Source organism: Blattabacterium sp. (Cryptocercus kyebangensis) (genome assembly GCF_003226855.1).
GTDB lineage: Bacteria > Bacteroidota > Bacteroidia > Flavobacteriales > Blattabacteriaceae > Blattabacterium.
On sequence record NZ_CP029820.1, the window covers coordinates 582,434 to 595,533 of the forward strand.

Below are 13,100 nucleotides of genomic sequence, written 5' to 3' on the forward strand. Positions count from 1 at the left end.
ATTTTAATATATAAAAGATAACTATGAGCATTTTTAGTTTACTATTCTATGGATTATTAATTCTTTTGATCTTATCTCTTTTTTCTAGTTTTATTTTCATAGTTCATCAGGAAACAGCATCTGTTATTGAAAGACTTGGAAAATTTCATAATATTCGTCAGGCTGGACTACATTTTAAAATTCCTATCATAGATAATGTAGTTGGAAAACTTACGTTAAAAATTCAACAATTAGATATTTTGGTAGATACAAAAACTAAAGATAATGTTTTTGTGAAAGTAAAAATTTCTGTACAATTTAAAGTCATCCAAAATAAGGTATATGAAGCTTTTTATAAATTGGATAATTCTAATACACAAATTACATCCTATATATTTGATGTAGTAAGAGCAGAGGTTCCAAAAATGCGTTTGGATGATGTTTTTGAACGAAAAGATTATATTGCTATTGCTGTAAAAAGAGAACTAGAAGAATCTATGTTAGATTATGGATATTCCATTATTAAAGCATTAGTTACAGATTTAGATCCTGATGATCAGGTAAAACAAGCAATGAATCGTATTAATACTGCTGAGAGAGAAAAAGTAGCTGCAGAATATAAAGCAGAATCAGAAAGAATACAAATTGTAGCTAAAGCTAAAGCGGAAGCTGAAAGTAAAAAATTACAGGGAAAAGGAACAGCGGATCAACGTAGAGAAATAGCCAGAGGTATTTTAGAATCTGTAGAAGTGTTAAATAATGTTGGAATCAATTCTCAAGAAGCGTCTGCATTAATTGTAGTAACGCAACATTATGATACTCTTCAATCTATGGGAGAAAGTTCAAATACTAATTTAATTTTATTACCTAATTCTCCGGGAGCAGCTAATGATATGTTGAATAATATGATAACTTCATTCAATATATCTAATCAAATTGGAGAATCTCTAAAAAAGAAAAATGAAAGTAAAGATAGTAAAAAAAATAAATGATAAAATCATAAAATTCCATGGAAATAATAGGAATAGTAAAAAAATTGTTTGATACTCAAAAATTTGATAGTGGATTTCGAAAAAGGGAGATGGTTATTACGACAGAAGAGCCATATCCTCAAAATATATTGATAGAATTTATTCAAGATAAAGTAGATTTATTGGAATCTATAAGACCAAAAGATAAAATAAAAATTTTTATTAATCTTCGGGGAAGAGAATGGACTAATCCAGAAGGAATTATAAAATATTTTAATTCTATACAAGGATGGAAAATTGAGGAAATACAACATTCTTTAGGATCTTCAAAAAAAACCTCGACTATATCTCCATCTTTATCTTCCGATGATTTTGATGATTTACCTTTTTAATTTTATAAAAGATGATTGTTTACTAATTTTTGATAAATAATATCTTTTTTAGGATTCCATCTCCTGGATGGAGAATAATTTTTTCCATAAAAAATTATTTGAAGATGTAATTTTTTCCATTTTTTTTTTGGAAATACACGTTTAGCATCTTTTTCCGTTTGTTCTACATTTTTTCCGTTGCTTAATTTCCATCGGAACATCATTCTATGAATATGGGTATCTACAGGAAATACAGGTTTTTTCGATCTGTGAAATAAAAAAACAGAAGCGCTCTTATGACCAATTCCAGGTAAAGATTCTAATTCTGAAAAATTTTTTGGGATAACTCCATGATATTTATCTATTAAAATATTCGATATATTGTAAATATTTATAGCCTTTTTATTATAAAGTCCTATATTTTTTATTGAATTTTTAATATCATTTATAGAAATTTTAAGAATTTCTTGAGGATTTTGAATTTTTTTAAAAAAATGTTTTGTCAATTCGTTTACTTTTTTTTCCTTACTTCTGGAAGTAAGCATTATAGCTAAAAGTAAAGTATATTCATTAATATGATAGAGTGAACTGATTGGATTAGGATAAAGAAAATCTAAGGTATCTATGATAATTTTTATTTTTTTTTTCGTTTCTAACACTAAATTAAGTTATGATTTTTGAATAGAAATCTGAATATCATTTTTTTTATCGTTCATTTTCAATGTGATCTTATCTCCTTTTTTTAAGGTTTCACTAATGATACATTCCGATATGGGATTTTTTACAAATTTTTCTATTACTCTTTTTAATGGACGGGCTCCATATTCTTGGTCAAATCCTTTTTCCTTAATAAAATCTTTTACTTCTGGAAATAAAATTAATTTATATCCTAAATAAGACATATGAATACTTATTTTTTCTAATTCTAGATAAGTTATTTTAGATATATCTTCTTGGTTAAGAGTATTAAAAATGATAATATCATCTATTCTATTTAAAAATTCTGGAGAAAAAGTTTTTTTCAAAGTTTTTTCTAAAATATTTTTATAATCATTCGATTTTTTTGATTTAGTATAAAAACCTATTTCTTGACCAAATTCTCTTAACTTTTTAGTATCCGTATTTGAAGTAAAAATAATTACAGAATTTTTAAAGTTTACTTTTCTTCCAAGACTATCCGTTATACATCCATAATCAAGCATTTGTAATAGAACATGAAATACTTCATGATGGGCCTTTTCTATTTCATCTAATAAAATAACAGAATAAGGTTTACGACGTATAATTTCTGTTAGTTGTCCTCCTTCTTCGTATCCAACATAACCAGGTGGTGCCCCTATTAATCTAGAAACAGAAAATTTTTCCATATATTCACTCATATCGATACGTACTAATGATTCTTCTGAATCAAAAAGTTCTTTTGAAAATACTTTTGCCAAATAAGTTTTTCCCACTCCTGTTTTTCCAAAAAAAATAAAAGATCCTATAGGACAATTAGGATCTTTTAAACCTGTTCTATTCCTTTTAACTGCTTTCACTATTTTTTCTATAGCTTCATCTTGTCCTATTATTTTTTCTTTTAGAATGCTCATCATTTTATTCAACTTTTTCATTTCCGCTTGAGCTATTCTATTTACTGGAACTCCACTCATCATGGAAACGACTTCTTCTACATTTTCTTCAGAAACTATTTCTTTATTTTCTTTGGATAAATTTTCCCATGATTTTTGTTCTTTAATCAATTGTTTTTCTATACGTTTTTCTGTATCACGTAGCTGCGCTGCTTCTTCATATTTTTGTCTTTTAACTACTTGGGATTTTTTTTCCCTAATATTTTCCAATTCTTTTTCCAAAGAAACTATTTCTTGAGGAACTTTAATATTTTTAATATGTACACGAGATCCAGCTTCATCTAGGGCGTCAATGGCTTTATCTGGTAAATAACGATCAACAATATATCGTACAGTTAAATTTACACAAGCTTTTATAGATTCTTCTGTATAAATTACATTATGGTGACTTTCATATTTTTCTTTTATTTTTTTTAAAATTTCAATAGTTTCTTCTTCAGAAGATGGTTGTACTATAATTTTTTGAAATCTACGTTCTAATGCTCCATCTTTTTCTATATATTGTCTATATTCATTTAACGTAGTGGCTCCAATACATTGAATGGAACCTCTAGCTAAAGCTGGTTTGAATATATTAGAAGCATCCAATGAACCGGTTGTTCCTCCTGCTCCAATCATCGTATGAATTTCATCTATGAAAAGAATTAAATCTACATCTTTTTCTGACTCATTTATGATAGTTTTCATTCTTTCCTCAAACTGACCTCTATATTTAGTTCCAGCGACTAGACTTGCTAAGTCTAAAACAACTACTCTTTTATTATATAAGACTCTGGAAACTTTTTTTTGTACAATACGAAAAGCTAATCCCTCTGCAATAGCAGATTTTCCTACACCTGGTTCTCCTATAAGAAGAGGATTATTCTTTTTTCTTCTGCTCAATATTTGAGATACTCGTTCCACTTCCTTATCTCTTCCTACTATTGGATCTAATTTACCTTCAATAGCAATAGAATTTAGATCAATTCCAAAATTGTTCAATACTGGAGTATTGCTTCTTATAGAAGTTCCTTTATAATAACTGGAACCCATTCTGATTCCTCCAAATCCACCACCAAATCCACTACTACCATAAGAAGAAGTGGAGCTCTCATTTTCAATATTTTCATCTGAATAAGTAGAAGAAAAAAAAAATCTATTATGATTCATAAATAAAAATGTTTCGAGGAAGATAAATTATCTATTTCATTTGTACAAATGAAATAGATAATTGAATATCTTCAATTGTCTTTTTTTTGTTTATTTTATTGTATTGGTATAATAGAAGATGAAAATTTCAAATTTAATCTTTCTATCAATTTATCTACACACTTATTTTTTTTGGATAAAAAATTATATTTTTTTTTTGGAAAATTTTCTAATTTTTTTGTTAAAGTTTTAAATTTTAAATGAGGGTTATTTAATTTTTTACGTAAGTATTTTATAAAATATGTTTGGATTAAGAAATATTCACGATTTTCTAATTTTGAAGGAATTATTAAAATTATTCTATTTTCTAAAATTTGGAATTGTATTTCATTTTTTAATGAATTTAAATAAATTGGATTTATTTTTTCGGAAAATTTGTGTATAAAAATTTTCCAATTTTCTTTTAAAAATTGAATTTTTTTATTTTTTAATTCAGAATAATTACGATTTAAATTCCATTTATAAAAACCATTAAATAATTGTATTAAATATATTTCTATTGTTAATCTAGAATTTTTACTCAATTTAGATTCCTTTTCCATATCATGACAAATGATTAAAGCCTTAATTAAAAAAGAAGAAGATAATCTCTTTGACTGCTGTATATAAGATTGTATAATAGTTTTCTTTTTATATTTTAAAAGAAATAGGGTATCCGTATTTTTAGATAATAATAAATTTCTAAAATGAGTGGTTAATCCACCTGTAAAATTAATAGATGAAACTCCATTTTTCAAAAATTTATCCAATAATATTAATATTTTAGATATTTTTTCGTCTAATAGATAATCAATCACTTTAAAATAGGAATCTATATCAAGAATACCTAGTTTTTCCATTACTAATTTCTTAGAAATTTTTTTTTCTTCATAGAAAGTAAGTCTATCAAAAGTATAAAGGGCTTTACTAACTGAACCATTTCCATATTGAGATATGAGAAATAAAGCTTCCTTTTCTATTTGAATACATTCTTTTTCCGAAATTTTTTTCAAAAAAAAATAAATTTCTCTTAAAGAAATTTGTTTAAATTCATAAACTTGACTACGTGAAATAATGGGGTCTATTATTTCATTATTTTCTGAACAACAGAAAATTAATAATACATGTGAAGGAAGTTTTTCCATACTTTTGAAAAGGAGGTTAAAAGATTCTTGAGAAAATAAATGAATATCATTTATAATAAGTATTTTGTACTTTCCTTTTTTTGGATATAAAAAAATTTTCCTGATCATTTCAAAAATGGATTCTTGATTAAAAAATCCACTAATTTCAAATACATTCAAGGATACTCCTTCTGAAAAAGAATTTAATTCATTGGCCAAAATTTGTGCACATGTATTTTTCCCAACTCCTTTTGGCCCCATAAATAATAAAATTTGAGATAAAAAACTGTTTTTTATTGCCTTTTTTAAAATAATTGTAACTTCATTTTGACCAATGAGATCATTCCATTTTACAGGTCTATATTTTTTAGTTAATACAGTTTTGTAAGAAAAACCCTTATTATCCATTATTCTAATTTAATACTAATCCGATAAAATTTCTTTAATTTTATCAGAGGCTTCTTTTAAAGTATAAGTAGAATAAATCGGTAATTTACTAGTTTCAAGTTTTTTTTTGGCTTTTTCTTCATTGGTTCCTTGTAAACGAACAACGACCGGTATTTTAATATCATGGTCAATATGATGATAGGAATTAATAATTCCATCTGCAACGGTATCACAACGAACAATTCCTCCGAAAATATTTATTAATATAACTTGAACCGATGGATCTTTCAATATAAGAAGAAAGGCTTTTTCTACACGTTTTTTATCAGCATCTCCTCCTATATCTAAAAAATTAGCTGGATAACCTCCACAAGATTTAATCATATCCATAGTAGCCATAGCTAATCCAGCTCCATTTACCATACACCCTACATTTCCTTCCAATTTTAGAAAATTCAATCTATATTCAAGAGCTTCTATTTCAATAGGCTCCTCTTCTTCTCTATCACGTAGATTAGCATATTTTTTTTGACGAAATAATGCATTATCATCTATAATTATTTTTGTATCTACTGCTATAATTTTATTATCAAAAGTATAAATTAAAGGATTTATTTCTAACAATGTAGCATCACAAGATAAATAAGCATTGTAAAGAGAAATTAAAAAAGAACTTAAATTTTTTATTCCTAAATTAAACCCAATTTTTCTGGCTTGAAATAGATGTAATCCCCATGATGGGTCTATTTCTTCTATATATATTTTATTTGGATATTTTTTTGATATATATTCAATATCCATTCCTCCTTCTTTAGAATAAAGAATTACATTTTTTTCTAGATCACGATTTAGAAATATTGATAAATAATATTCTTTAGGAATGTAGTAAGGAGAAGGAGAAGAATATACATCTTCAGAAATTAAAACTTTATGAACTAATTTTCCTTTTTTTGAAGTTTGGGGAGTGATTAGATAATTTCCCAAAATTTCTTTGGATTTTTTATATACTTCTTCCAAAGATTGGACAACTTTTATTCCTCCACCTTTTCCACGACCTCCTGCATGTACTTGTGCCTTAATAACTAAAGATTTTTTATTAGTTTTCTCAAAAATAATTTTTGCAGCTTTTACAGCTTCTTCTGGAGAAGAAGCAATGATCCCATAAGGGACATGAACTGAAAAAGAATTTAATATTTCTTTTCCCTGGAATTCATGTAAATTCATTTAGAATACTTTTTAAAAGTAAATTTAAACTAAAATTAGTTTATTTTTGAAAAGTTTTTTTTAGTTTCTTAATGATAAGATTACTAAATTTACATAAAAATTTATGGTTCAATCTGAAAATATTTATAAATCCTTTGGAAAAGAAGAAATTTTGAAAGGAGTCAATCTTATAGTTAAAAAAGGAAGTATAGTATGTATATTAGGTGAATCTGGATCTGGAAAGAGTACTTTATTGCATATACTGGGAACTTTAGAGAATCCTACTTTAAAAAAAAAGGAAAAAACAGTTTTAAAAATAGATGGAGAAAATGTATTGTCCATTTCGGAAAAAAGACTATCTATTATTAGAAACGAAAAAATTGGATTTATATTTCAAACACCACAACTTCTTCCTGAATTTACAGCATTAGAAAATGTTTGTTTGCCAAGATTGATAAAAATTAGGGATAAAAAAAATGTAAAAAAAAAGGAAAAAAATTATTGAATAAATTGAATATTTCTCAATTTGAAAACTCAAAACCTGAAGAATTATCTGGAGGTCAAAAACAAAGGATATGTATTGCAAGAGCATTAATTAATGATCCTAAAATAATTTTTGCAGATGAGCCTTCAGGTAACCTGGATATGAAAAATGCTAAAAAATTACACGATTTTTTTTTTTCCCTAAGAGAAGAATTTAAACAAACTTTTTTAATTGTAACACATAATCTAAAATTAGCAGATATGGCAGATGAAAAGTTGAAAATAGAAAATGGAATAGTAATTAAGTAAAATTAACAAAAATGCTTTTAAATAAACTTTCTATTAAACATATTATCAAAAAACCAAAAATAGTCAATCAATATTTACCTCCTCTTTTTTTAATGATTCACGGATATGGAAGTAATGAAAAGGATCTTTTCTCTTTTCAAAAAGATATTCCAGAAAATTTTTTTATAATTAGTATTCAAGGATTTTATTCTTTTGGATCAGATAAATATTCTTGGTATGATATAGATTTTTCTAATGAAGATCGATTCATAAATATTTTACAAGCTAAGAAAACTATTGAAAAAATATCTTGTTTTATAGATGAAGCTATTAAAGAATATCAATTAAACAAAAACCAAGTATGGTTATGTGGATTTAGTCAAGGGGCTATTCTAAGTTATGCTATTGCTTTTAAAAATCCTGAAAAAGTAAAAAAAGTCATTGCTTTAAGTGGATATTTAGAAAAAAAACTTTTACCAAAAAAAATGAATTGTGCTTCTTATAAAGATTTAGAATTTTTTATTTCTCATGGAAAATATGATACCATTTGTCCTATTAATTTGGTAAAAAAAGGGATTCACTTTCTTAAAAATAAGAAAATACTTTCTTTACAATACAAAGAATACGATTCGGGACATTCTTTAAACAATTACAATTATCAGGATCTCATTAATTGGATTAAAAAATATAAATATTTTTAATAAAAATTTGATGAAAAAATCCACAAAAATACTTTTTTCCTTATTTATTTTTATAGGATCTATTTATTTTTTTTGGAATAAAAATTATTTATTTGGAATAATTATAATTTTTTTTGGATTACTTCCTATCTTTTTTTATTTCAGGAATGAATTTTTATTATTAGCCTTTTTTAAAATAAAAAAAAAAGATATGAAAGGATTAAAGAAGTCTTTAGACTTTATAAAAAATCCAAAATTACAACTAAGAAAAAATCAAATGGCCTATTACTATTTTCTTCATGGAATTTTATATTCAGAATCGAATATGCATCAATCGGAAAATTATATGCAAAAAGCTATAGATTTTGGGTTAAAATTTAAGCAAAATATAGCTATAGCTAAATTAAACTTAGCAATTTCCTCTTTATCAAGAGGAAATAAAAAAAAAGCTGAACTATTATTATCAGAAGCAAAAAAGATGGATACAAGAGGTCTATTGCATGATCAAATTCAAATAATAAAAATACAAATGAGAAAAATGAATATGGTAGATAGACAAAATCCTTATATCAGAAAAAATTTTTAAAATATGGTAAATCCATAATATAATCCTTTAATGGTATTTTATTATTTATACTAAAAAGGTCAATTTTCTATTGAAAAAATTGATAGAATTCTATCCAATAGGTTTATAAGTTTCCCCTATATTCTATATTCCAAAATTTTTTTTTAGAATCATAATTCCAATATTTTAGGAATGTTTTTTTCATTTTCTCCCATTAAAAATTTTATTGGATTTTCTATTGATTCTTTCACAGATACTAAAAATCCAACAGCTTCCTTACCATCAATTATTCTATGATCATAGGATAACGATAAATACATTATGGGACGTATTTCGATGGATTTATTAACAACTACAGGTCTTTCCACTACTTTATGCATTCCTAAAATAGCACTTTGTGGTGGATTTATTATTGGAGTCGAAAGCATAGATCCAAATATTCCACCATTAGTAATGGTAAAAGTGCCTCCTTTCATTTCATCTATAGAAATTTTTCCATTTCGAACACGTGTAGATAATCTACTAATTTCTTGTTCTATACCACGAAAAGATAAATGTTCTGCATTTCTAATGACTGGAACCATCAAACCTTTAGGTCCTGAAATAGCAATACTAATATCACAATATTCAAAATTAATTTTTTGTTCTCCATGGATTATTGCATTAATATCTGGATATATATATAGACCTCTAACACAAGAAATAGTAAAAAAAGACATAAATCCTAAATTAACTCCATGTATTTCCTTAAAAATACTTTTGTATTTTTCTCTTATTAAGAAAATTTCCTGCATATCTACTTCATTAAAAGTAGTTAGCATCGCCGTTTTATTTTTTACAGAAACCAATCTCTCAGAGATTTTTCTTCTAAGAGGAGAAAGAGTAGTAACTCTTTTTGAACGATACACTGGAGTAGATTTTCCTCCTATAATATAAGGGAAATGTATATCGGTCGTAGTCTCAGAAATAATACAATCTTTTTTTGTTATTCTTCCATGTTTCCCCGTTCCTTGAATGGATTCTATAGGAATATTTTTTTCTGCCAATATTTTTTTTGATGCTGGAGAAGGCCAGTTCTTATTATAAGAAACTGTTTCCTTTTTTTTATTTTTATTAATCTTATTTTTTTTTTCTTCAGGATATGGTTTTTTAGATTCTTCCTCATAAATTTTTCTTTTTTTAGAAGTGTCTATAGTACATAGAATATCCCCTACTTTTATTTTTTTTCCTTTTTTTTCCATTAAGGTTATTACACCATTTTCTTCTGCAGAAATTTCTAAAGTTGCTTTATCTGAATCTAATTCAGCTATTACCTGATTTTTGGAAACGTAATCCCCATCTTTAACAAGCCATGAGGTAACTTCTACCTCTGTAATTGATTCTCCTGGAGAAGGGGTCTTGACTTTTATTATCATAGATAATTTAAATTTTAAGTATTATTTTATAATTTTAAAACTATAGAAAAGCCTTTTCTAATATTTTATTTTGAATTTTTAAAAAATCTATATAAGATCCTGTAGATGTACTAGAATTTTCATATGGTGCTATTAAATGAAATGACAGACTATTCCCTATTTTTCTAAAAATAGAACTCCATAATCCCATATTTTCTGGTTCTTCTTGGACCCAGAAGACTCTTTTTTTATTTTTGTATTTATTAAATAATTCTATAATTTTTTTTATTTTCAAAGGATAAATTTGTTCTATACGAATTATAGCTGTTGTTTCATCCTTAATAGATTCTTTTTTCTTTAGCAAATCATAATATATTTTTCCAGAACAAAAAATTAATTTTGTTACTTTATCTATATCTATAACCGAAGTGTCGTCCAAAATTTCTTGAAATTCTCCTTCAGAAAGTTCTTCCATTTTTGATATACATTTTGGATGACGAAGTAAACTTTTAGGGGTAAAAACTACAAGAGGTTTCCGAAAATTTAATTTCATTTGTCTTCTCAAAAGATGATAAAAATTAGCAGGAGTAGTACAGTTAACCAAAAATAAATTATTGTTAGCACAAAGTTGTAAATAACGTTCAATACGTGCAGATGAATGTTCTGGACCTTGTCCCTCGTATCCATGAGGAAGGAACATTACAATTCCATTTCTAATTTTCCATTTATTTTCTCCAGAGGAAATATACTGATCTATAATAATTTGTCCTCCATTTCCAAAATCACCAAATTGAGCTTCCCATAAAGTCAAAGTATAAGGAGATAACATCGCATATCCATATTCAAAACCTAAAACTCCATATTCAGAAAGTGGAGAATTGTAAACTTGCATTTTTCCTTGTCCTATTCGAATATGATTAAGTAAAAAAATATCCTCTTCTTCTTCTGTTTTTACAATTGCATGTCGTTGAGAAAAAGTCCCTCTTACAACATCTTCTCCTGATAGACGAATATTAAATCCTTCATCTAAAAGTGTTCCATAGGATAGCAATTCTGCAATACTCCAATCTACTAATTTTTTTTTAACCATTTCTAATCTTTGTTGAAAGATAGATTTTGTTTTTTTAAAAAATATTTTATCCGTAGGAAGAGTAAAAATTTTATTGGAAATTTCTATAAGTCTTTCAATTGAAAATTGAGTATTTACTTTATGAAAAATTTCCTTATTTTTATAAGGAAAGTTTTTCCATTCTTCTTCTAAAAATGAATTTAGAATATTCCATTTAATAGTTTTTGCTTCATCAAATCCTATATTTAGAATTTTTTCATATTCTTGTTCCATTTTTTTTATTTCAATTGAATTAATGATCCCTTCTTTCTCTAATTTTTCTTTATACAAATTATATGAATTTGTATGTTTGGAAATAACTTTATATAAAGTAGGTTGAGTAAAACGAGGTTCATCCGCTTCATTATGTCCATATTTTCTGTACCCAAGTAAATCTATGAAAATATCTTCATGATAATGCATTCTAAAATCTACTGCAAAATGAATTGCTCGAATAACAGATTCTATATCATCTGCGTTAATATGTAATACTGGAGAAAGAACAATTTTTGCTATATCAGTACAGTAGGGACTAGAACGGCCTTCTGTGTTATTTGTCGTAAATCCTATTTGATTATTAATCACGAGGTGAATGGTCCCCCCTGTTTTATAACCTTTTAATTTAGATAGTTGTATTACTTCGTATACAATTCCTTGTCCTGATAAAGAAGCATCTCCATGAATAAGAATGGGAATTATTTTTTTTGAATCACTATATTGATTATAATCAATATCTATTTTAGAACGAGTGAGCCCTTCAACAATAGCGTCTACTGATTCTAAATGAGATGGATTTGGAACAAGACTTATTTTTATATATTTACCACTAAAAGTTTTTCTAATTTTTGTAAAACCTAAATGATATTTAACATCACCGGAAAATGATTTTTCTTTATATTTTTTTTCTTGGAATTCACTGAAAATATGAGAATATTCTTTTTTTAAGAAATTAGAAAGAATGTTTAAACGTCCTCTATGAGACATACCTACGACAAAATATTCGGTCATATATTTATTGGAAGTGTAATCTATCATTTCTTCCAATGCCGGTAATATAGATTCATTTCCTTCTATAGAAAATCTTTTTTTACCTACGAATTTAGTATGAATAAAATTTTCAAAGGAAACTGCTTCATTTAATTTTTTTAAAAAAAATTTTTTCTTTTCTTTGGAAAATTCGAATTTTTCTTTTAGAAACCAATTTTCAATCCATTCTATTTTTTTAGGATCCGATATATACATATATTCTATCCCTATAGAATTACAATAAATACTTTTTAGATGTTTAATAATGTTTTTTAAACTATTTTTTCCAATACCAATTAATTTTCCTGCTTCAAACGAAAGATCAAGTTCTTTTTCAGATAATCCAAAATTTTTTAAATCTAAAGAAGGTAAATGTTTTCTCCTTTTTCGTATAGGATTTGTATTAGTAAAAAAATGACCAATTTTTCGATAAGCTTGAATCAAATTATAAACTAAAAATTCTTTAGTAATTGTGTTAATAATTGGAACATTTATGGGACTACTCTTAGTAGAGAGTTGATTCATTTTTTCATGAAAATTTTGATAATTTTCTTCATTAAAATCAAATCCATAAAAAAAAGCACACCAACTTGGTTCTACTGAATTAGGATTTTCTTTATATTTCTTATAAAGAAACTCTATATTATGGATAGAGTTTAGAAAAGAATATCGATCATCACTCATATACAAATTTTTACCAAAAAAAATATTTATCAAATTTAA

The 13,100-nt window shown here is 25.8% G+C and carries 10 protein-coding genes and 1 pseudogene; 5 read left to right on the forward strand and 6 right to left on the reverse strand.

The window, feature by feature from the left end; genetic code table 11:
- Nucleotides 1-23: 23 nt before the first annotated feature.
- Both DM815_RS02905 and DM815_RS02910 read left to right on the forward strand, forming a co-directional pair.
- On the forward strand, nucleotides 24-971 hold the full coding sequence (locus tag DM815_RS02905) for an SPFH domain-containing protein (RefSeq protein WP_110509270.1): 948 nt from the start codon (nucleotides 24-26) through the stop codon (nucleotides 969-971).
- A 17-nt stretch (nucleotides 972-988) separates the two neighbouring features.
- Nucleotides 989-1,342 carry a DUF3127 domain-containing protein gene (locus DM815_RS02910; RefSeq protein ID WP_110509272.1) on the forward strand — a complete coding sequence of 118 codons (354 nt, stop codon included), beginning with the start codon at nucleotides 989-991 and terminating at the stop codon, nucleotides 1,340-1,342.
- Nucleotides 1,343-1,344: 2 nt separating this feature from the next.
- On the opposite strand, the gene DM815_RS02915 is transcribed toward DM815_RS02910, so the two are convergent.
- From DM815_RS02915 to sucC, 4 genes are all read right to left on the reverse strand, one after another.
- Nucleotides 1,345-1,980 carry an endonuclease III domain-containing protein gene (locus DM815_RS02915; protein WP_110509274.1) on the reverse strand — a complete coding sequence of 212 codons (636 nt, stop codon included), beginning with the start codon at nucleotides 1,978-1,980 and terminating at the stop codon, nucleotides 1,345-1,347.
- 9 nt (nucleotides 1,981-1,989) lie between these two features.
- Nucleotides 1,990-4,101 carry an ATP-dependent Clp protease ATP-binding subunit gene (locus DM815_RS02920; RefSeq protein ID WP_110509276.1) on the reverse strand — a complete coding sequence of 704 codons (2,112 nt, stop codon included), beginning with the start codon at nucleotides 4,099-4,101 and terminating at the stop codon, nucleotides 1,990-1,992.
- A 95-nt stretch (nucleotides 4,102-4,196) separates the two neighbouring features.
- Nucleotides 4,197-5,651 carry an AAA family ATPase gene (locus DM815_RS02925; protein WP_110509278.1) on the reverse strand — a complete coding sequence of 485 codons (1,455 nt, stop codon included), beginning with the start codon at nucleotides 5,649-5,651 and terminating at the stop codon, nucleotides 4,197-4,199.
- A 15-nt stretch (nucleotides 5,652-5,666) separates the two neighbouring features.
- On the reverse strand, nucleotides 5,667-6,854 hold the full coding sequence (sucC, locus tag DM815_RS02930; protein WP_110509279.1) for an ADP-forming succinate--CoA ligase subunit beta: 1,188 nt from the start codon (nucleotides 6,852-6,854) through the stop codon (nucleotides 5,667-5,669).
- Between the two features lie 103 nt (nucleotides 6,855-6,957).
- On the opposite strand from sucC, the pseudogene DM815_RS02935 reads away from it, so the two are divergent.
- The 3 genes and pseudogenes from DM815_RS02935 (at nucleotide 6,958) to DM815_RS02945 (ending at nucleotide 8,870) form a co-directional block, all read left to right on the forward strand.
- Nucleotides 6,958-7,625, forward strand: a pseudogene (locus DM815_RS02935) (ABC transporter ATP-binding protein).
- 11 nt (nucleotides 7,626-7,636) lie between these two features.
- Complete coding sequence (locus DM815_RS02940) at nucleotides 7,637-8,305, forward strand: alpha/beta hydrolase (RefSeq protein WP_110509281.1); 669 nt, start codon at nucleotides 7,637-7,639, stop codon at nucleotides 8,303-8,305.
- A 10-nt stretch (nucleotides 8,306-8,315) separates the two neighbouring features.
- Nucleotides 8,316-8,870, forward strand: a complete 555-nt coding sequence (locus DM815_RS02945) for a hypothetical protein (protein ID WP_110509283.1) — start codon at nucleotides 8,316-8,318, stop codon at nucleotides 8,868-8,870.
- 149 nt (nucleotides 8,871-9,019) lie between these two features.
- Here DM815_RS02945 and odhB read toward each other — a convergent pair whose 3' ends face one another.
- Both odhB and DM815_RS02955 read right to left on the reverse strand, forming a co-directional pair.
- A complete protein-coding gene (gene odhB, locus DM815_RS02950) occupies nucleotides 9,020-10,264 on the reverse strand; it encodes a 2-oxoglutarate dehydrogenase complex dihydrolipoyllysine-residue succinyltransferase (protein ID WP_110509285.1) in 1,245 nt (414 codons plus the stop codon).
- A gap of 40 nt (nucleotides 10,265-10,304) precedes the next feature.
- Nucleotides 10,305-13,061, reverse strand: coding sequence for a 2-oxoglutarate dehydrogenase E1 component (locus DM815_RS02955; protein WP_110509287.1), 2,757 nt, complete (start codon nucleotides 13,059-13,061; stop codon nucleotides 10,305-10,307).
- Nucleotides 13,062-13,100: the final 39 nt, after the last annotated feature.

Excerpts from the sequence above, each read along its gene's own strand:
- DM815_RS02905 (WP_110509270.1), top strand. The coding sequence starts at position 24 with ATGAGCATTTTTAGTTTACTATTCTATGGATTATTAATTCTTTTGATC.
- DM815_RS02910 (WP_110509272.1), top strand. The coding sequence starts at position 989 with ATGGAAATAATAGGAATAGTAAAAAAATTGTTTGATACTCAAAAATTT.
- DM815_RS02920 (WP_110509276.1), bottom strand. The coding sequence starts at position 4,101 with ATGAATCATAATAGATTTTTTTTTTCTTCTACTTATTCAGATGAAAAT.
- DM815_RS02925 (WP_110509278.1), bottom strand. The coding sequence starts at position 5,651 with ATGGATAATAAGGGTTTTTCTTACAAAACTGTATTAACTAAAAAATAT.
- sucC (WP_110509279.1), bottom strand. The coding sequence starts at position 6,854 with ATGAATTTACATGAATTCCAGGGAAAAGAAATATTAAATTCTTTTTCA.
- DM815_RS02940 (WP_110509281.1), top strand. The coding sequence starts at position 7,637 with ATGCTTTTAAATAAACTTTCTATTAAACATATTATCAAAAAACCAAAA.
- DM815_RS02945 (WP_110509283.1), top strand. The coding sequence starts at position 8,316 with ATGAAAAAATCCACAAAAATACTTTTTTCCTTATTTATTTTTATAGGA.
- odhB (WP_110509285.1), bottom strand. The coding sequence starts at position 10,264 with ATGATAATAAAAGTCAAGACCCCTTCTCCAGGAGAATCAATTACAGAG.
- DM815_RS02955 (WP_110509287.1), bottom strand. The coding sequence starts at position 13,061 with ATGAGTGATGATCGATATTCTTTTCTAAACTCTATCCATAATATAGAG.